This window comes from Achromobacter sp. 1L-A-4-B-C2 (assembly GCF_057291955.1).
In genome coordinates, this window is the sequence record NZ_JBXAWP010000002.1 from 1,089,259 (window position 1) to 1,107,135 (window position 17,877).

The 17,877-nt window shown below is 64.2% G+C and carries 18 protein-coding genes; 8 read left to right on the plus strand and 10 right to left on the minus strand.

Annotated elements, in window-relative coordinates; genetic code table 11:
* Positions 1-57: 57 nt before the first annotated feature.
* Both AC0Z35_RS12375 and AC0Z35_RS12380 read left to right on the plus strand, forming a co-directional pair.
* Entirely contained in the window at positions 58-876 is an 819-nt protein-coding gene (locus AC0Z35_RS12375) for an AraC family transcriptional regulator (protein WP_485132065.1), read from the plus strand.
* Positions 877-1,102: 226 nt separating this feature from the next.
* Positions 1,103-3,829, plus strand: coding sequence for a penicillin-binding protein 1A (locus tag AC0Z35_RS12380; RefSeq protein ID WP_485132066.1), 2,727 nt, complete (start codon positions 1,103-1,105; stop codon positions 3,827-3,829).
* A gap of 118 nt (positions 3,830-3,947) precedes the next feature.
* Here AC0Z35_RS12380 and AC0Z35_RS12385 read toward each other — a convergent pair whose 3' ends face one another.
* Positions 3,948-4,661: a metallophosphoesterase gene (locus tag AC0Z35_RS12385; RefSeq protein WP_485132067.1), complete on the minus strand. Its 714-nt coding sequence runs from the start codon at positions 4,659-4,661 to the stop codon at positions 3,948-3,950.
* A gap of 246 nt (positions 4,662-4,907) precedes the next feature.
* Here AC0Z35_RS12385 and AC0Z35_RS12390 point away from each other — a divergent pair, with 246 nt between their 5' ends.
* Entirely contained in the window at positions 4,908-6,083 is a 1,176-nt protein-coding gene (locus AC0Z35_RS12390) for a PepSY-associated TM helix domain-containing protein (RefSeq protein WP_046807406.1), read from the plus strand.
* Entirely contained in the window at positions 6,080-6,283 is a 204-nt protein-coding gene (locus tag AC0Z35_RS12395; RefSeq protein WP_046807407.1) for a hypothetical protein, read from the plus strand. The genes AC0Z35_RS12390 and AC0Z35_RS12395 overlap by 4 nt, the downstream gene beginning before the upstream one ends.
* Positions 6,284-6,441: 158 nt before the next feature.
* On the opposite strand, the gene AC0Z35_RS12400 is transcribed toward AC0Z35_RS12395, so the two are convergent.
* Positions 6,442-7,269 (minus strand): aldo/keto reductase, encoded by an 828-nt coding sequence (locus tag AC0Z35_RS12400; RefSeq protein WP_319304407.1) that lies wholly within the window; start codon positions 7,267-7,269, stop codon positions 6,442-6,444.
* A 261-nt stretch (positions 7,270-7,530) separates the two neighbouring features.
* On the opposite strand from AC0Z35_RS12400, the gene AC0Z35_RS12405 reads away from it, so the two are divergent.
* Positions 7,531-9,396: an ABCB family ABC transporter ATP-binding protein/permease gene (locus AC0Z35_RS12405; RefSeq protein WP_319304409.1), complete on the plus strand. Its 1,866-nt coding sequence runs from the start codon at positions 7,531-7,533 to the stop codon at positions 9,394-9,396.
* Between the two features lie 52 nt (positions 9,397-9,448).
* Positions 9,449-9,832, plus strand: a complete 384-nt coding sequence (locus AC0Z35_RS12410) for a Rieske (2Fe-2S) protein (RefSeq protein ID WP_046807410.1) — start codon at positions 9,449-9,451, stop codon at positions 9,830-9,832.
* A gap of 51 nt (positions 9,833-9,883) precedes the next feature.
* On the opposite strand, the gene AC0Z35_RS12415 is transcribed toward AC0Z35_RS12410, so the two are convergent.
* Positions 9,884-10,867: a bile acid:sodium symporter family protein gene (locus AC0Z35_RS12415; RefSeq protein ID WP_046807411.1), complete on the minus strand. Its 984-nt coding sequence runs from the start codon at positions 10,865-10,867 to the stop codon at positions 9,884-9,886.
* A 111-nt stretch (positions 10,868-10,978) separates the two neighbouring features.
* On the opposite strand from AC0Z35_RS12415, the gene AC0Z35_RS12420 reads away from it, so the two are divergent.
* A complete protein-coding gene (locus tag AC0Z35_RS12420) occupies positions 10,979-11,821 on the plus strand; it encodes a LysR substrate-binding domain-containing protein (RefSeq protein WP_046807412.1) in 843 nt (280 codons plus the stop codon).
* 100 nt (positions 11,822-11,921) lie between these two features.
* Here the strand turns inward: AC0Z35_RS12420 and AC0Z35_RS12425 are convergent, their stop codons facing one another.
* From AC0Z35_RS12425 to AC0Z35_RS12435, 3 genes are all read right to left on the minus strand, one after another.
* Positions 11,922-12,236, minus strand: a complete 315-nt coding sequence (locus AC0Z35_RS12425) for a hypothetical protein (protein WP_485132068.1) — start codon at positions 12,234-12,236, stop codon at positions 11,922-11,924.
* Between the two features lie 179 nt (positions 12,237-12,415).
* Positions 12,416-13,294, minus strand: a complete 879-nt coding sequence (locus tag AC0Z35_RS12430) for an N-formylglutamate amidohydrolase (RefSeq protein WP_046807414.1) — start codon at positions 13,292-13,294, stop codon at positions 12,416-12,418.
* Between the two features lie 2 nt (positions 13,295-13,296).
* Complete coding sequence (locus AC0Z35_RS12435) at positions 13,297-14,289, minus strand: Bug family tripartite tricarboxylate transporter substrate binding protein (RefSeq protein WP_046807415.1); 993 nt, start codon at positions 14,287-14,289, stop codon at positions 13,297-13,299.
* Between the two features lie 138 nt (positions 14,290-14,427).
* On the opposite strand from AC0Z35_RS12435, the gene AC0Z35_RS12440 reads away from it, so the two are divergent.
* Entirely contained in the window at positions 14,428-15,363 is a 936-nt protein-coding gene (locus AC0Z35_RS12440) for a LysR substrate-binding domain-containing protein (protein WP_485132069.1), read from the plus strand.
* A 131-nt stretch (positions 15,364-15,494) separates the two neighbouring features.
* Here the strand turns inward: AC0Z35_RS12440 and AC0Z35_RS12445 are convergent, their stop codons facing one another.
* From AC0Z35_RS12445 to AC0Z35_RS12460, 4 genes are all read right to left on the minus strand, one after another.
* Positions 15,495-15,710, minus strand: a complete 216-nt coding sequence (locus tag AC0Z35_RS12445; RefSeq protein ID WP_025135384.1) for a hypothetical protein — start codon at positions 15,708-15,710, stop codon at positions 15,495-15,497.
* A 103-nt stretch (positions 15,711-15,813) separates the two neighbouring features.
* The gene (locus AC0Z35_RS12450; protein WP_485132143.1) at positions 15,814-16,923 is read right to left on the minus strand and encodes an AGE family epimerase/isomerase; all 1,110 of its coding nucleotides are present in this window, start codon (positions 16,921-16,923) and stop codon (positions 15,814-15,816) included.
* Positions 16,924-17,072: 149 nt separating this feature from the next.
* Complete coding sequence (locus AC0Z35_RS12455) at positions 17,073-17,285, minus strand: hypothetical protein (RefSeq protein ID WP_008159938.1); 213 nt, start codon at positions 17,283-17,285, stop codon at positions 17,073-17,075.
* A gap of 338 nt (positions 17,286-17,623) precedes the next feature.
* On the minus strand, positions 17,624-17,848 hold the full coding sequence (locus AC0Z35_RS12460; protein ID WP_046807417.1) for a hypothetical protein: 225 nt from the start codon (positions 17,846-17,848) through the stop codon (positions 17,624-17,626).
* Between the last annotated feature and the right edge of the window lie 29 nt (positions 17,849-17,877).

Consider the following 17,877-nt stretch of genomic DNA (forward strand, 5'->3'; position numbering starts at 1 on the left):
AAAATAGCGGCATCCTGCCCGCCGTCGCGGCCTCATCCTTTGGTTGGAAGTGACATCATGGCCACCCGTCTTGCCCCGCCCGACCCCGCCCGCAGCATCAACGCGCAGGACTACCAGGACCGCCCGCGCGTCGTCACCGCGCTGGCCAAGGAATTTCGCGCGGGGGCGCAAACGGGCGCGCACTCGCATCCCCGCGCGCAGCTGATCTACGCGGCCGAAGGCGTGATGCGCGTCACCACACCCAGCGGCTTCTGGGCGCTGCCGCCGATGCGCGCCTTGTGGGTGCCGGCCGGCGTGCCTCATGGGGTGGACATGGTGGGCGCCGTGTCGATGCGCTCGCTTTACATCCAGGCCGATGCCGCCGCCGGCTACTGGCCGCAACCCCAGGTGGTGGAAGTGAGCGGCCTGCTGCGCGAACTGATCCTGGCACTGACGGCCGAGCCCATCGACTACCCGCTGGGGGGCCGGGCCGAGCAGATCGCCGCGTTGATCCTGTCTGAACTAGCGGCCGCGCGCGTGCTGCCCATACAAATCCCCTGGCCGCGAGACCGCCGCTTGCAGACCATCTGCGCGGCCATCCTGGACCAGCCGGGCCTGCAACGCGGCATGGAAGCCTGGGGCAACGAGGTCGGCGCCAGCGCGCGCACGCTGATCCGGCTGTTCCAGGCGGAACTGGGCCTGAATTACCGGCAATGGGTGCAGCAGGTGCGCCTGGCCGACGCGGTCTGCCGCTTGTCGGAAGGCGTGCCCGTTGCCCGCATCGCGGCCGACCTGGGATACCGCAGCACCAGCGCGTTCAGCGCCATGTTCCACCGCGCGTTGGGCGCGCCGCCGCAGCGGTATCAACAGGGCTCCTGGCGCCTTACCGAAAGCTGAATCACAACAGGCGCATGCAACCGGCCTTGCTGTTTGTCACGGCGCGCAATACATTTCACAGCGCAATTCCCGTCGCTCGCGCACGCAAGCCGCGTCGCGCGTATGCTAGACCCCGTCCCTATATCTATCGCGGCACACGCCCCCCACTTGGCTTCGGCAAGTTTGGTTACTGAAACCTTATGACGCCATGGCCGGTCTATAGCGTTCTGTCCTAGAATCGCCTGCAATGAGCACCCCCCAGCAATCCTCCGCCAACCCGGGCGGCAAATCGGGCCTTCCCTGGAAACGCATCCTGGTCAAGACGGGCATCGTCGCGGCCGGCGTCGGCGCGTGCGGCGCCGTCGTGCTTGGGCTGGCATTGGCCCTGGCCTGGCCCAGCCTGCCCGACCTGCACGCCATGACCGACTACCGGCCACGCGTGCCGCTGCGCATCTACACGGCCGACAAGGTGCTGATCGGCGAATACGGCGAAGAACACCGCAACGTGCTGCGGTTTGATGAAATCCCGCCGGTGATGCGCCAGGCCGTGCTGGCGGCCGAGGACGACCGATTCTACAGCCACGGCGGTGTCGACTGGATGGGCGTGGCGCGCGCGGTACTGACCAACGTGGTCAAGGGCTCGAAGTCGCAAGGCGGCAGCACGATCACGATGCAGGTGGCGCGCAATTTCTATCTGTCTTCCGAAAAGACGTATTCGCGCAAGCTGTACGAGCTGCTGCTCACGTTCAAGATCGAAAACGAGCTGACCAAGGACCAGATCCTTGAGCTCTACATGAACCAGATCTACCTGGGGCACCGCGCCTATGGCTTCGCGGCCGCGTCGCGCGCTTACTTTGGCAAGCCGCTGTCGGAAGTGACCCCGGCGGAAGCCGCCATGCTGGCCGGCATCCCCAAGGCTCCGTCGCGCTTCAACCCCATCACCAATTTCCCGCGTGCCGAAATTCGCCAGCACTACGTGCTGGGCCGCATGAAGGCGCTGGGCTACCTGACGCCCGAGCAGGCTGACGAAGCGCTCAAGCAACGCCTGACGATCCGGGGCGCTGACGGCACCAGCGCGCGCGGCTTCGCCGTGCATGGCGATTACCCGTCGGAACTGGCACGCCAGTTGATGTACGGCGTGTTCCAGGAAGAAACGTATTCCAAGGGCATCGACGTCTACACCACCATCGATTCCAAGGCCCAGGAAGCCGCTTACCGCGCGGTGCGCGATGGCGTCATGGACTACACGCGCCGCGCCGTATATCCCGGCCCGGAAGATCAGATCGACCTGCCTGACGGCGTCGAAAGCGATGCCCAGGCGCTGGACGAGATTCTGGACGGCGTGCAAGACAAGACGCCGGACAGCGAGGACCTGCTGGCGGCGGTCGTCCTGTCGGCCAGCCCTACCGAAGTGAAGGTGGCCCGCAGCGCGCGCGACATCATCACCATTTCGGACAAGAAGGCGCTGGCCGTGGTGGCGCGCGCCTTGAACCCCAAGGCCAGCGACAGCCAGCGCATCCGTCGCGGTTCGGTCGTGTACATCCACAAAACGGGAGGCAAGGACAGCGACACCTGGGAAATCATCAACATGCCGGCGCTGCAAGCGGCGTTGGTGTCGATGGCGCCGCAAGATGGCGCGATCCGCGCCATGATCGGCGGCTTTGACTACAACCGGGGCAACTTCAACCGCGTGACGCAGGCCTGGCGCCAGCCCGGTTCCAACATCAAGCCGTTCGTCTACGCCGCGGCGCTGGAACGCGGCTTTACCCCCGCCACGCAGATCTCCGACCAGCCGTTCATGCTGACGGCCGCGCAAACGGGCTCCAAGGACTGGCAGCCCAAGAACGACGGCAACAAGTACGAACCCATGCTGACGTTGCGCCAGGGCTTGTACCGGTCCAAGAACATGGTGTCGATCCGCATCCTGCAAGCGATTTCGCCGCAGTACGCCCAGGACTACCTGACCCGTTTCGGCTTTGACAAATCGCGCTGGCCGGCGGTGCTGCCGCTGGCGCTGGGCGCAGGCGGCGCCACGCCGTTGCAAGTGGTCAATGGCTATGGCGTCTTCGCCAACGGCGGCTATCGCGTGACGCCGTACCTGGTGGACCACGTCACCGACCGTTCGGGCAAAGTGCTGATGCAGGCGCAGCCCGTCAAGGCGGGCGACGAAGCGGCGCGCGCCATCGACCCGCGCACCGCCTGGGTCATGGACGACATCCTGCGCGGGGTTACGACTAGCGGCACGGCCGCGCGCGCGCACCAGGTGCTGAAGCGCAACGACGTCGGCGGCAAGACGGGCACCACCAACGACGCGGTGGACGTCTGGTTCTCGGGCTTCACGCCCGATCTGGCCACGACCGTCTGGATGGGCTTTGACCAGCCCAAGTCGCTGGGCACCAACGAATTCGGCAGCGGCCTGGCGTTGTCCACGTGGCTGGACTACATGCAGCCGGTCTTGAAGGGCATGCCCGAAGCCAAGCAGTCGCCGCGTCCGGACGGGCTGCTGGTGGAAAACGGCGAATACTATTTCGCGGAATTCCCGCCCGGGCAGGCGGTGGCGTCGCTGGATTTGTCGTCGGGCGATGCGCTGACCGATTTCCTGAACAACAACCGCAGCACGGATGGCGTGGACACGTCCGTCAAGCCGCTGCCGAGCCCCGGTGGCGCCGCGCTGCCGCAAAATTCGAACAACAGCGCCGTGCAGCCGCCGTTGCAGCCCATTCCGGTACCGAGCGCCGCGAATGTTGCGCCGGGGGGCATGGCGGGCGTCGCGACTTCTGGCATACCGGCGGCGGGCATACCGGCTACGGGCATACCGGCTACGGGCGTACCGGCGGCGGGCGTACCGGCTTCGGGCGTACGGGCTACGGGCGTACCGGCGGCCACCCTGCCTGCTGCCGGCAGCGCGGAAGATGCCGCTGCGCGCGCCAGCGCGGTGACTACGTCCAGCTCGGTCATCGCCCGGCCGCTGTAACCGACCAACGCTGAAAAACGACACGGGCGCCCTTTGCGGCGCCCGTGTCGTTTCCCTGCTTTCTCGTTCCACGGTGACCGTTAAACGGCCCCCTCCCTCGTCCCCAGCGCCCGACGGCCTATTCCTCTACCGCCAGCTCGGTCACGACCTCGCGCGGCCAGGCCGCCAGCGATTCCAGGTCCAGGAACGTGAAGTAGCCGGATCGCCAGCCTTCGGTATCAATGTGATAAACGTTGCCCAGAACCAGCGGCGCGGCCACGGGCGTGTGCCCGGCCACCACCGCCCGCACGCCCTGGATGCCGGTGCGGTTCATCTGCCGCAAGCGGTCGCGCGACCACTGGCACGTCGCGCTGGTGCGCTTGTAGCGATCTTGCAGCGCGAACTCCAGGCGCGGCCAGAACAGCACCGGGCAATCCGCATGCAGCAGGCCCACCGCGCCCTCGCGGGTTTCGACTTCGATAGCGATGGGAAGCTGGGCAAACGCGTCGGCAAACAGTTGCTGCTGGTCGACGGGCAGGTCCAGGAACCAGCCGCCGCCGTAACCGCGCCAATTGGTCACGTCCACCTTGCCGGTGCGCACATGACGAATCGCATAGTCTTCGTGGTTGCCCTGGACCGCGTAAAACCAGGGCTGGGCCAGCCATTGCAGCGCGGCTTCGCTTTCAGGTCCGCGATCAACCAGATCGCCCACGGAAAAGAGCCGGTCGCGGGCCGGGTCGAAACCCAGCCGGTCCAGGCTTTCCTGCAAACGCGAAAAATGACCGTGCACGTCGCCTACCGCGAAATCGCGGCCATGCTCGTTACGCGGGACTTTTAAAAATCGCTGCTCCATGATGCTTCTCGACTGCCGGTTGCGGGGCGAGCAAGACCCGTCCCTTGAAACAAACCGTGGCGGCTCGCGCCCGGTATCTCCCGACCTGTCTTTTTAACCCGCTTTAGTTGACGCCGGCCTTGCACCCCTGACCATCCGGGGGTCAAATATTCCGTTACGAGAATCGCTATTATTCGTGATAATGTTCCGCCTTCCTCACAAACAGCTTAAAGGGGGCCGCGCGCGCCGCCGCCCCCTTCCGCCGCCATGACAGCCGCGTCCACCATCAAAACCTGGTACTGGATCCACAAGTGGACCAGCCTGGTTTGCACCATCTTCCTGCTCATCATCTGCCTGACGGGCTTGCCGCTGGTTTTTCACCATGAAATCGAGCACTGGCTGGATGACGCCAAGCCGCTGTCCAACGTGCCGGCCAACACGCCGCCCGCCAATCTGGACAAGCTGGTCGCCAGCGCCCTGACCATGTATCCGGGCGAAGTGGTTGATTACCTGTTCTTCGACCCCGACGAGCCCCAGGTGTATGTCGGCATGGCCAAGAAGCCAGGTGATGGCCAGGCGTCCGGGCATGCGGTCCGCATGGACGGCCGCACCGGCGACGTGCTGCTGGAAGGCCCGCTGTATACGGAAGACAAGTTCTCGTTCATGGGCATCATGCTGGCCCTGCATGTGGATTTGTTTGCCGGCTTGCCGGGTGAGTTGTTCCTGGGCTTCATGGGGCTGCTGTTCTGCGTGGCTATCGTGTCAGGCGTGGTGTTGTACGGCCCGTTCATGAAAAAACTGGAGTTCGGCACCGTCCGAGCCGCCCGGTCCACGCGCCTGAAATGGCTGGACCTGCACAACCTGCTGGGCATCGTGACCCTGGTGTGGGCCTTCGTGGTGGGCTTCACGGGCGTCATCAACGAGCTGTCGACCCCATTGTTCCGCCTGTGGCAGTCCACTGAATTGGTCCGCATTCTGGAACCCTACAAGGGCCAGACCGTGCCCACGCAGTTGGCCTCGGCGCAACTGGCGGCCGACACGGCCAAGAAAGCCATGCCGGGCAACGAGGTGTCATTCATCGCATTTCCGGGCAACGCTTTCGGCAGCCCGCACCACTACATCGCCTGGATGCGTGGCGACACGCCGCTGACCTCGAAGCTGAACACACCCGTGCTGGTCGACGGCAGAACCGGCGAACTGACTACCGTGGCCAAAATGCCGTGGTACCTGACCGCGCTGGAAGTGTCGCGCCCGCTGCACTTTGGCGATTACGCGGGCCTGCCGCTGAAGATCATCTGGGCCTTGCTTGACCTCATCACCATCGTGGTGCTGGTCAGCGGCCTGTACCTGTGGATTGCGCGGCGCCGCGCCACCGAGGCGCGCATCAACGAGCTGGTGAAAAAGCACCAGGCCGCCGCCGCCCCGCAAAGGAATCCGGCATGAGCGCCCGCCACACCAAAGGCCGCACAGGTCGCGGCTTCATGTTCGTATGGGGCGCGCCCATCCTGCTGGGCGTGCTCAGCGTCTTTGGCCTGTTGGCCGCGCTGTTGGGCACGGGCGCCTGGCACTGGGCGTCGTGGATCACGTTGACCATCCTGCTGGGGGTCATCGTCCGGTACTGGGTATTCCCGCTGAAACACTAGGCGGTTCATGGGGCCCCGCTGCCCCATCCGACGCCCTAGTCCCGCGCCCCAGTCTCGCGCCCTGTCCTGAGCCGGTCCTGGACCCGATCCCGGGGCGTTGTCCCGGCCCTTGAGTCCAGACCTTGAGCCCGGCCATTGAACCCGCCTTCCCCAGCCGGCTATCGGCCGAATTGTTCCGGGTCCGGCCCCAGCCGCGCGCCGTTCTTGATGCCGTCAATCGCGGCCATCTCATCCGCCGACAGTTCAAAATCAAAAATGTCGATGTTCTCGCGGATGCGGGCGGGCGTGACCGACTTCGGGATCACGATAAGGCCGCTTTGCACGTGCCAGCGCAGCGTGACCTGCGCCGGAGACTTGCCGTGCTTGGCGGCCAGGTCCACGATGACTTTTTCTTTCGTCACGCCGCCCTGTGCCAAGGGGCTCCAGGATTCGGTGGCGATGCCGTGCTTGGCGTGGAAGGCCCGTAGCTCGTGCTGGGCGAAGCCCGGATGCAGCTCGATCTGATTGACCGCCGGCGTGACGCCAGACGTCTCGATCAACTGTTGCAGGTTGGCCTGCGTGAAGTTGGACACCCCGATCGAACGCGCGCGGCCGTCTTCCTTCATTTCGACCATCGCGCGCCAGGCATCCAGGAACTGGGTGCTGCCCGCCACCGGCCAGTGGATCAGGTACAGGTCCACATAGGCCAGGCCCAGCTTTTCCAGGCTTTCATCCATGGCCTTGTGGGCGTCGTCATAGCCGTGCTTGTCGTTCCACAGCTTGGTGGTGATGAACAGGTCCTTGCGCGCCACGCCCGATGCGCGCAAGCCCGCGCCCACGCCTGCCTCGTTGCCGTAGATGGCCGCCGTGTCCACCGACCGGTAGCCGGCCGCCAAGGCTTCCTTGACGCTGGCGGCCGCCTGGTCATCGGGCACCTGCCAAACGCCCAGCCCCAGTTGCGGGATGTTGCTGCCGTCGTTCAATTTCACTGCGGGTACCTTCGCCATAAGCCCTCCGAAACATGCAACGCAACGCTCGCACGGCGAATACGCGCCAGGTCGCGCAATCCAGGGGCACAGCCCGGCCAACCCCGGATTGAAGAGATAAAAAAGCGGGCTTGCCGAGCTGCGCCCACATTCCGATACCGGTCCGACATCCCCAGGCAATGGTCCGCAAATACCAGGGGTTATCACCCAAATAATAGCGCCCGTGCCGGATAATGCCCTTCACACCGCTCCACCCCCCGCTTTCGCCCCCCAAGGCCAGCCATGAATTCCCCTGACGCGCCCCCGAAGAATCGCGGCGGTTTTTCTACCTTGCGCACCCTGTTCCCGTACTTGTGGCCGCCCGGCAAGACCGGGCTCAAGGTGCGCGTCGTGGCCGCATTGCTGTGCCTGTTCGCGGCCAAGGCGGCCACCGTTTATGTGCCACTGATCTACAAGCACGCCATCGACGAACTGGGCAAGGGTGCGCCCGGCGCGGTGACGGTACCGCTGGGCCTGATCCTGGCCTATGGCACCGCGCGCGTGCTGTCGCTGCTGTTCTCGGAATTGCGCGACGCCATCTTTGCCCGCGTCGGCCAGCACGCCATCCGCGCGGTGGGCTTGCAGATCTTTCGCCACTTGCACGCGTTGGCGCTGCGTTTTCACCTGTCGCGCCAGACCGGCGGGCTGACGCGGGCCATTGAACGCGGCACGAAGGGCATCCAGACGCTGCTGTCGTTTTTGCTGTTCAACATCCTGCCCACGTTCTTTGAAATCGGGCTGGTGTGTATTGTGCTGTGGAAGATGTTCGACATCTGGCTGGCCGCGGCCACCGGCGCGACAGTCATCCTGTACATGGCCTATACCCTTGCCGTCACGGAATGGCGCGCCAAGTTCCGGCGCCAGATGAACGAAACCGATTCAGAAGCCAACACCAAGGCCATCGAAAGCCTGCTGAACTACGAGACGGTCAAGTACTTTGGCAACGAAGAGCACGAGGCGCGCCGCTACGACGCCTCGCTGACGCGCTACGAGCGGGCCGCCGTGCGCAGCCAGGTCAGCTTGTCGATTCTGAACGTGGGCCAGGCCGCCATCATTTCGGTGGGCCTGACGCTGGTGATGTGGATGGCCGCCACCGGCATCGCCCAGGGCCGCTACACGCTGGGCGATTTTGTCCTGGTCAACACCTACCTGTTGCAGCTGTACCAGCCCCTGAGCTTCTTCGGCTTCATCTACCGCGAAATCAAGCAGGCCATGATCGACATGGAACGCATGTTCGAACTCTTGGGGCAGGACCGCGAAGTGGCCGACCGCCCCGACGCCCTGCCGCTGCGCGTGGCGGGTGGCCAGGTGGAATTTCGCGACGTGTATTTTGGCTATGACGCGCGCCGCCCCATCTTGAAGGGCGTGAGTTTCACCATTGCGGCGGGCAAGACCGTTGCGGTGGTCGGCACGTCGGGCGCGGGCAAATCCACCATCGCCCGCCTGCTGTTCCGCTTCTACGACGCGGACAGCGGCGCCATCCTGGTCGACGGCCAGGACGTGCGCAACGTCACCCAGGCCAGCCTGCGCGCCGCGATCGGCGTGGTGCCGCAAGACACCGTGCTGTTCAACGACACCATTCACTACAACATCGGCTACGGCCGGCCCGGCGCGACCGAGGCCGAGATCCAGGCGGCCGCGCGCTTGGCGCACATCCACGACCTGATCATGACCATGCCGGACGGCTACCAGACCATGGTGGGCGAGCGCGGCCTGAAACTATCTGGCGGCGAAAAGCAGCGCGTAGCCATCGCCCGCACCATCCTGAAGAACCCCGCCATTTTCCTGTTCGACGAAGCCACCAGCGCGCTGGACACCCACACCGAACGCGAGATCCAGGCGAACCTGCGCGAAGTCAGCCAGGGCCGCAGCACGCTGATCATCGCGCACCGCCTGTCGACCGTGGCCGACGCCGACGAGATCATCGTGCTGTCCGAAGGCCGCATCATCGAACGCGGCCGCCATCCGCAGCTGCTGGCGCAACGCGGCGTCTACGCCGGAATGTGGGCGCGCCAGCAGGACGGTGCGGCGTCCAACGAAGACGCCGACGTTAGCGACGCCCCGGCCAGCAATCCGGTGAACAACCCAGCCAACAGCCCGGCGGATTGACAAGCCCCATCGCCCTGACCGAACATCGCACCCTTTCGTAAAAAGGCCCGCCATGCAGGAACCCTCGCTTGCCCCCGAAGTCCGCGTCTGCGCGGCATCCGACCTGGCCAACGGCGGCCTGGGCGTCAAAGTGCCGGTGTCCGACGGCTCGGGTCAGACCACTGCCTTTTTCGTCCGCTACCAGGACCGCGTGCATGGATATCTGAACCGCTGCGCCCACGTGGGCGTGGAACTGGATTGGGAAGGCAGCTTCTTCACCCGCGCGGGCGACCTCATCATGTGCGCGCGCCACGGCGCGACCTATCAGCCGGACACCGGCTTGTGCGTCGGCGGGCCTTGCAAGAACGGGCGCCTGACCGCGCTGACGGTGTCGGAACGTGATGGCGCCGTGTACTGGCACCCCACCGGCAAGATCGTTCCGCGCGACGGCGGCTGAAAGCCGGCCGACGTTGGCGTTTCCGACTTGCCGTAACCATCGTCGCTGACGCTACGCCCCCGCCACGGCTGCCTGCGCCGGCGGCTGCCGTTCCGCATAGCGCCGCGCCAACACGGCGCACACCATCAGCTGCATCTGGTGAAAGATCATCAAGGGCAGCACCACCACGCCCATCTGCGACGTGCCGAACAGCACGGTGGCCAGCGGAATGCCGGACGCCAGCGACTTCTTCGACCCGCAGAACACCAGCGTGATTTCGTTCTCTTTGGACAAGCCCAGCTTGCGGCTGCCCCAGGTCGTAATCACCAGCACCGAGCCCAGCAGCAACGCATTCACCAGCACCATCGTGGCCAGATCGATCGCCGGAAACGCGTGCCAGATGCCCTGCGCCACCGCCTCACTGAAGGCCGTGTAGACGGCCAGCAAAATCGAACTGCGATCCACCTTGGACAACGTGCGGCTGTTGCGCTGCGCCCAGGCGCCGATCCACGGCCGCAACAGGCTGCCCACCGCAAACGGCAACAGCAGCTGCGCCAGGATGCGGCCCGCGTCGGCCAGCCCGTGTCCGCCGCCCTGCCGATGCAGCAACACCGCCACCAGCAACGGCGTCAACACGGTGCCCAGCAAGTTGGACGCGGTCGCCGCGCAAATGGCGCCCGGCACGTTGCCCCGCGCCATCGACGTAAAGGCAATGGACGACTGCACGGTTGAAGACAGCGTGCACACGAACAGCACGCCCAGCCACAGCGAAGGCGTCAGCAGACCGGGGAACAGGGCCCGCAAGCCCAGCCCCAACGCGGGAAACAGAATGAAGGTGCAGGCCAGGATCAACGCATGCAGGCGCACGTCCTTCACGCCGGCCACGATGGCATCGGTGGAAAGGCGCGCGCCGTGCAGAAAGAACAGCAACGATATCGCCACGTTGCTGGCCACCATCATGAACGTGGCGCCCTTGCCCACGGCGGGGAAAAAGCTGGCAAACGCCACGGTGGCGATCAGGATCAGCGTGAATTGGTCAGGTAAAAAGCGGCGCATGGCTAGGTTTCCAGGAAATTACGGAAAACTATAGGCGCGCCCCTTGCCATCGTGAAGGCCATTGATTACTTTGACTGTCATCGAAAAGTTCTATGACCCTATCGGCTTGCCATGCTTAACCCCTTGTGGCTCAAGACCTTCACGGTGGCCGCCGGCGCCCCCAGCTTTACCGAAGCCGCCCGCCGCCTGGGTCTGACCCAGCCCACTGTCAGTGAACACATCCGACAACTGGAACAGTCCGTGAACCGGCGCCTGTTCCTGCGCGACACGCATTCGCTGGCGCTGACCAGCGACGGGCGCAGTTTGCTGGTGCATGCCGAGATCATTCTGGACGCGCACGAACGCGCCGCGCGGCTGTTCGATGCGCCGCGCCTGCGCGGTCGCGTACGGCTGGGCACGTCGGACGATCTGGCGATGGGGCCGCTGCCGGATGTGCTGGCCGCGTTTCGGCTGGCGCACCCCGAAGTGGAACTGGACCTGACCATCGGCGTCACCAGCGAGCTCTACAAACTGCTGGACGACAACGAGCTGGACGTGATGATCGGCAAGCGGCGCCGCGGCGATCGCCGGGGCCAGACGCTGCACAAGGAAGCGCTACTGTGGCGCGCCAAGGAAGGCCTGCGCTTTGCGCCGGATGCGCCGCTGCCATTGATATTGCTGCGCGAGCCGAGCGTGACGCGCACGCTGACGCTGGACGCCTTGGCGCGCGCCGGCCGCAGCTGGCAGATCGTTTGCACAAGCACCAGCTACGCGGGCTGCCAGGCGGCCGCGCGCGCGGGGCTGGGCATTACCGTGCAGCCTTCGCACCTGTCCACGGCGGGGCTGGCCGCGCCCGGTGGCGCGACGCAGTTGCCCGCTTTACCGCAAGTGGAATTCATCGTCATCTCGGCTCCGGCCCCCAACAAGCCCACGCGGGCGCTGACCGACATCCTGATGCGCAGCACCTTGACCTGACCTGGCCACAAGGTGCGGGTGCGGGTGCGGGTGCGGGTGCGGGTGCGGGTGCGGGTGCGGCGGCGGCGGGCCGTCAATACACGCCCGCCCGGCCTCACGCTTATTCCGGCAGCGGATCCGGCACGCCGTCTTCGTCCACGCTGGTCACGCGGTCCAGCGCATTGCGCGCGGCGGACATCGCTTCGATGGCGCTGCGAAAGCGGCGGCTGACAAAAATTTCGAACGGCTGGCCTTCGGGCGGCGCGGCGGCCGGCTCGGCGCCATCCGGGTCCGCCGCCTGCTGTGCACCGACCTCGCCTTCCTTGACCTTGGCCACCAGGCGCCGCGTCTCCAAGAACGCCCGGGGCGGCGTGCGCCCTTCGGGTTGCGTCGCGTACGCCACCACCGAAAATCCGTTGATCTTCTTCTCTAGCATTACGGTTCCCTTGCGCCGCGGCCACAGTCGGCGCAGCTTGTTCCTAGCGACAACGGCGCGGCAAACGGAAACTTAAGCGGCATGCAAAAAGCCGGCGTTGATCTGCATCAACGCCGGCTTTTTGCCGGGGTACAGCCACACAAACGACTCTATTTTGTCGACTGTTATGTTGTCGACCGCTACTTGGTCGCCGCAACCGCGTCCATGCGCACACGCACGTAATCGGCCACCTGGGCAAGCACGGTCGTCAAATGCCCGCGCAACAAGTCGAACCCGGCGTTGCGCTCGCGCGTGGCTTCGTCCATATACAAAGGGCGCCGAATCTCGACCTGCAAGCTGTGCCGGTTCAACGCCGGCTGGCCGATCTGCGCAATCAGTTGCACGCCCTTGTAGGGGTCGTTACGCGCCACGGTATAGCCCAGGTCGCGCAGCGCTTTTTCGATCAGCGCGATAAATTCCGGCTCGCACGTTGTACCGTCCCGGTCGCCCAGCACGAAGTCCGCCAGCGGATGTTCGCTTTGCCGGCCCAGGCGTTCGTACGCGTCGTTGGGCATGGAATGCAGGTTCAGGTGCCACACCGCGCCAAAGCGTTGTTCGGCGCTGCTGATGGCCTGCGACAACGCCGCGTGATAGGGCTCGTAGTAAGCCTGGATGCGATGCCGCACCTCGGCCAGGCTCAGCTTGCGATCGTAGATGGGCGTGGCCTTGTCCATGCGGCGCCAGATCAGCCCCTTGCCCAAGCGGGTCTTCTCGCCCGGCGACAGCGGCTGCGGCCACGGTTCAGCCAACAGGTCGGGGTCCAGGTCCTGCAAGGTGCGGTTCGGGTCGATGTACACGCGCGGAAAGTGCGCGGCAATCAACGTTGCACCCAGCGTGGGCGCCGCCGACCACAACGCGTCCACGTGCGTGTCTTCGCCCTGGCGCAATTGCGCTTGCGTTGCCACCGCCCCGAAATCGTCGGGATAGCGTTCACCGCTATGCGGCGAATCACAGACCAGCGGCAAGGCCGGCCCCTGAGGTTCATGCACGGAAACCACGTTGAAATCGGCAAGCGTCATCGTCAGTCAGCCTGAATGTTGGCGGCCTTGGCCACCTTGGCGTAGCGGGCCAGGGCCTGTTCGATCTGGACCTGGAACTCTTGGGGCGTCGTGGGCATCAGCGTACCACCCACGTCTTCGGCCTTCTTGCGGAACTCGGGGTCTTGCATCGCCGCGCGCACCGCCTGGTTCAGGCGGTCGACCACGGCCGTCGGCGTACCGGCCGGGGCCACCAATCCGAACCAGCCGCCCGTGCCCATGTCGGGATAACCCAGTTCGATATAGGTCGGCACGTCCGGCAGCAGCGGCGAACGCTCGGCGCCCAGCACGGCCAACGCACGCAGCTTGCCGCCCTGCACCTGCGGCAGCGTGGACGACAGGTTGTCGGTGATGGCGTCGACCTGCCCGCCCATCACGTCGTTCAACGCAGGACCCGCCCCACGGTAAGGCACGTGCAGCAGCTTGATGCCGGACAGCATCATGAAATTCTCGATGTTCACATGCCCCAGCGATCCCACGCCGGGCGAGGCGAAGCTGTAGCGGTCAGCCGGCGCCTTCTTGGCCAGCGCCACGAATTCCGCCATGTTCTTGGCCGGGATATTCGGGTTGATGGCAAGGATGCTGGGCACCGCCAGCACGTTCGCCACAGGCGCGAAGTCCTTGATCGGGTCGTAATTCATCTTGCGATACACGGCCGGGTTCGAGCCGTGCGTGCTCATCGTCGCCATGCCGATCGTGTAGCCGTCGGGCGTGGATCGCGCCACCTGTTCCATGCCCATCGAGCCGCCTGCGCCCGCCTTGTTTTCAACCACGATGGTTTGCTTGAGGTCGCGACCGGCATATTCCGCGACCAGGCGGGCAACGATGTCGGTCGAACCGCCCGCGGCGAACGGCACCACCAGCTTGATGGGACGCGAAGGGTAGTCGGCGGCTTGGGCAATGCCGGCAAAGGACAGCGTGGCGAACATGCCGGCAAGCGCAAAGCGCGCGGACCGGCCAAGCAGGCGGCGAGACATGGATCGACTCCGAAAGGGAAACGTTGAAGTAAGGGTCAGAACTGGTTGTCAGACAGAGACAGGCCGCCAGTGTCCAAACTTTACGGTCCCCTTTCAAACGACTATATTGCACTCCTTCATTACCAAAGGTCATGCTAAATGCGGCTGCATTCGCCGTCCATGTCCGAGCTGCACGCCTTTATCGCGGCGGCACGCTTGGGAAGCTTCACCCTGGCGGCCCAGACGCTGTGCGTCACCCAAGGGGCCATCAGCCGTGCCATTGCCCGCCTGGAGGCCCACTTCGGGCAGCCGCTGATGCATCGCAATGCGCATGGTCTGACCCTGACCGAGATGGGCCAGAAGTTGTATGACGGCGCGCACACGCCGCTACAAGCCATCGAAAAGCTCAGTGCCGACCTGCGGGCGGATGACCGCCGGTTGCGCTTGACGCTATCCACGGTGCCAACCTTGGCCAGCGCCTGGCTGGTGCCGCACTTGCCGGACTTTCATCGGCGCTATCCCGATATCCAGCTTAATTTCGCAGCCTATCGGCGCAATGAGGATTTCTCTAGCACCACGCCAGACGCCAGCATCTTGTCCGGCACTCCGGAACAATGGCCCGGGTGCCAGGCCGATTACGTCATCGGCCGCGAAGTGGTCGTTATTTGCCACCCCGACCGCTTGGCCGCCCGCCAGGTGCAAGGGCTATGGAGCACCCCGCACGGCCTGCTGGGCGAACCCCTGCTCTATCACACCAACGGCCAGGACAACTGGGCGCAATGGTTCAACGCAGCCGGCGTGCCACGCCATGCCGTTACGCTGTCCAAGGGGTTTGATCAGGTGTCCATCTTGATCCGCGCGGTCATGGCGGATATGGGGGTCGCGGTATTGCAACGCTGCCTGGTGCGCGACGAACTTCAATCCGGCCGGGTGGCCGCGCCCTTCCCTGATCTGCCGATTCGTCTGAGCCGGGGATACCACCTGTGCGCGCCAGCGCAGCGCCGCGACCATTACGCGCTGGAATGCTTCCGGCAATGGTTGCTGGACACGGCGCAAGCCGACCCCGACGTTATCGCGGCCAGATCGGCGTCGTGAAAACGGCGAAAGGCCGTGAAGTGCGGGACGTCTCCATCGACACTTCTGGTTTCACCGCGCGCGGTATACTTGAAACCAAATAAAACGGGCCTCTTCACAGAGGCCCGACTTTAAGTGCGGCGATAAAACGATCAAGGTGCCAGCTTGAATCCCAGGTCCACGCCCCACTTATCGGTTTCACGCAACCATTTCGCCCCGCAGCTCAGGCACCGGAAGTGATCTTCGCGACTCTCTTCGCGCCCTTTCTGCGTGGGATTGGTGAAACCTTGATGTCCCAGGTGCGAATGCGGCGCGACGCCGGCAAGGCCCGGGTTAATGCGTTGGCAAGCCAAACACATAACGCTCATTGATGCTTCCCCACAAACAGTGTTAGCAAATTGTAAGGGATTTCACCAATGTTTTTCTATCGATTTATAACAATTGAACGACAATAATTGTTAACAAGGGCGTTTAAACAACGTTAGGCATCGCCGCCAGGGCAGTGGCCAAATGGTACGGCGATGTCGACGGCATGTCGGCACGCACGACCTCGCCCCGCCCGTTCAGGCATTCGTACCAACCGCCGTCATGGACGAAATGGGCACGAAAACTGGCCAGCCCCGACTCCAGCGCCGGCCAATCGCCCAGCACCGCCAGCGCCCTCAGGTATTCCGTCTGCGCCCAAATCCGCCGCGTACCGTCCACCACCGCCCCCGACTCATCCAAGGACGCCAGCACGCCCGGGCCTTGTACGTCCACCCCGTGCGCGCGTGCCCATTGCACCGCGCGCGGCAAGGTTTCCACCAGCTCCAGCCCTTCAAACACCTGCGCCGCGCCGTGCACCAGCGACAGCCATTCAAACTGGTGACCCGGTTCAAGCCGGTTGCCCGCCGTGCCTTGCAACGCTTCGGAAATGCACTGCGTGGGACCGTGCACGAAGAACTGGCTGACACCTTGCGCCAGCGTGCGCAGATGCTGGGCAAACAGCGCGGGCTCGGCAACCTGCGCGGCCGCCAGATACGCTTCCGTAAGGTGCATCATGGGATTTTGCGCGGGCGGGCGCAGCGGCGTCAGCCAATCGGCGCTAAGCGCCGCATGGTAGAGCCCATCATTTGTCTTGAAGCGCGCCTCAATTGCCGACGCCGTCGCCAGCATGAGCTTGCGCGCATCCGCATTACGGCTGCGCTGAAAATACGCCGAACACGCCAGCACCACGAAGGCGTGGGTATATAAGTCCTGGGTGTCGTCCAACGGGCGCGCCTCGGCGTCCACGCTGTACAGCCAGCCGCCATGTTCATTGCGAAACACGCGGCACAGGGACGCAAACAAGCGGTCCGCATGCTGGCCCGCGGCAGCACCAGACGCTTCTGAGAAAACATAGAGTTGACGCGCGCATGCCATGGCCCGATATCGGCTGGGCGGCAGCGGCTTGCCCGTTGCGGCATCCAGCGATTCGTAGGGCAGACCCAATACGCCGTTGAAACCCTGCCCCATCCAGAGCGGCAGGATGACGGAGTCGAAATGCGCGCGTAACGCGCGGACATGCTCCGTCAGAATAGGAGTGGTCTGTGCGGCAATCATCTTGGAACGACCCATACCCGAAAAGGGCCCCAGGTTTTGGAGCAGCAACGATAACCGAAAATTTCGTCGCAAATTTTGGAGTATTTTCCGCAGCCTCATGCTCACACAGACCGGTACCACCGATCAGCTCCGTCCAGGGCGGATAAGCCCTATCGGAAGATGTTTTCCTCGACCCAGTTCTGCGCGAATACTTCCGCGCGATCTCGTGCTTCGTCTAATGAAGCGCAGTTGCCCAAGTGGGAAAACGCGGCATCCACCTCGGTGCCGCCCTCGGCCGTTACCGTCAGCAAGACGCCATATCCGCCGGTATCCATGGCCGCTGTGGAAACGTCGATCAGTACTTCCTGGTCACGATGCTGCATGTGCTACCTCCCAGTCGGTTACCTAAACGCGTGAACCACGCGTGACGTGGCGGGACGAAATCCCGCGTAATTGAATAGACCTGAAAGCGTCACGCAAGTTCATCTTACTGGCGAGATAACAAGCGCGATACGTCCGGAAGATGCCAAATCACACATTCCGTCTCAGGAGATTCCCGTACTGCCCTATAAATACCCCCTGCCGTGCGACATAACGCGAAATCATTCGCAAACTATGCGGCAATTGGGCGCAACTTGCTTCAAACCGCAGCAAGCCAAAACGCACAAGGGGGATCGATATGTGCTGCAAGAAAGCCGGCGAGCATGCCGGCGGGCAGCGTTCAGCGCACGTGGATGGCGCTGGGCTCTTCCATGCGAAGGGCGAGCTTGCCCTTTTCGGTGATCAGCCAGCGGCCATCTTCGCCGGGCTGAATGCAGCGCAAAGTTTGAAGTGCCTGCGAAATTTCGACAGGCACTTGTGCTTGTGCGGCGCCGGGTTCGCTGTTGTCAGCCACGATGCGCAGCCAATGACCCAGTTCGCCTTTCTGAAAACGATGCAATGCCATGCTGATTCTCTCTTCAATGGCTTTAACGA

What these genes read in the sequence shown, in the direction of transcription:
- AC0Z35_RS12375 (WP_485132065.1), top strand. Translation starts at nt 58, where the DNA reads ATGGCCACCCGTCTTGCCCCGCCCGACCCCGCCCGCAGCATCAACGCG.
- AC0Z35_RS12380 (WP_485132066.1), top strand. Translation starts at nt 1,103, where the DNA reads ATGAGCACCCCCCAGCAATCCTCCGCCAACCCGGGCGGCAAATCGGGC.
- AC0Z35_RS12385 (WP_485132067.1), bottom strand. Translation starts at nt 4,661, where the DNA reads ATGGAGCAGCGATTTTTAAAAGTCCCGCGTAACGAGCATGGCCGCGAT.
- AC0Z35_RS12390 (WP_046807406.1), top strand. Translation starts at nt 4,908, where the DNA reads ATGACAGCCGCGTCCACCATCAAAACCTGGTACTGGATCCACAAGTGG.
- AC0Z35_RS12395 (WP_046807407.1), top strand. Translation starts at nt 6,080, where the DNA reads ATGAGCGCCCGCCACACCAAAGGCCGCACAGGTCGCGGCTTCATGTTC.
- AC0Z35_RS12400 (WP_319304407.1), bottom strand. Translation starts at nt 7,269, where the DNA reads ATGGCGAAGGTACCCGCAGTGAAATTGAACGACGGCAGCAACATCCCG.
- AC0Z35_RS12405 (WP_319304409.1), top strand. Translation starts at nt 7,531, where the DNA reads ATGAATTCCCCTGACGCGCCCCCGAAGAATCGCGGCGGTTTTTCTACC.
- AC0Z35_RS12410 (WP_046807410.1), top strand. Translation starts at nt 9,449, where the DNA reads ATGCAGGAACCCTCGCTTGCCCCCGAAGTCCGCGTCTGCGCGGCATCC.
- AC0Z35_RS12415 (WP_046807411.1), bottom strand. Translation starts at nt 10,867, where the DNA reads ATGCGCCGCTTTTTACCTGACCAATTCACGCTGATCCTGATCGCCACC.
- AC0Z35_RS12420 (WP_046807412.1), top strand. Translation starts at nt 10,979, where the DNA reads ATGCTTAACCCCTTGTGGCTCAAGACCTTCACGGTGGCCGCCGGCGCC.
- AC0Z35_RS12425 (WP_485132068.1), bottom strand. Translation starts at nt 12,236, where the DNA reads ATGCTAGAGAAGAAGATCAACGGATTTTCGGTGGTGGCGTACGCGACG.
- AC0Z35_RS12430 (WP_046807414.1), bottom strand. Translation starts at nt 13,294, where the DNA reads ATGACGCTTGCCGATTTCAACGTGGTTTCCGTGCATGAACCTCAGGGG.
- AC0Z35_RS12435 (WP_046807415.1), bottom strand. Translation starts at nt 14,289, where the DNA reads ATGTCTCGCCGCCTGCTTGGCCGGTCCGCGCGCTTTGCGCTTGCCGGC.
- AC0Z35_RS12440 (WP_485132069.1), top strand. Translation starts at nt 14,428, where the DNA reads ATGCGGCTGCATTCGCCGTCCATGTCCGAGCTGCACGCCTTTATCGCG.
- AC0Z35_RS12445 (WP_025135384.1), bottom strand. Translation starts at nt 15,710, where the DNA reads ATGAGCGTTATGTGTTTGGCTTGCCAACGCATTAACCCGGGCCTTGCC.
- AC0Z35_RS12450 (WP_485132143.1), bottom strand. Translation starts at nt 16,923, where the DNA reads ATGATTGCCGCACAGACCACTCCTATTCTGACGGAGCATGTCCGCGCG.
- AC0Z35_RS12455 (WP_008159938.1), bottom strand. Translation starts at nt 17,285, where the DNA reads ATGCAGCATCGTGACCAGGAAGTACTGATCGACGTTTCCACAGCGGCC.
- AC0Z35_RS12460 (WP_046807417.1), bottom strand. Translation starts at nt 17,848, where the DNA reads ATGGCATTGCATCGTTTTCAGAAAGGCGAACTGGGTCATTGGCTGCGC.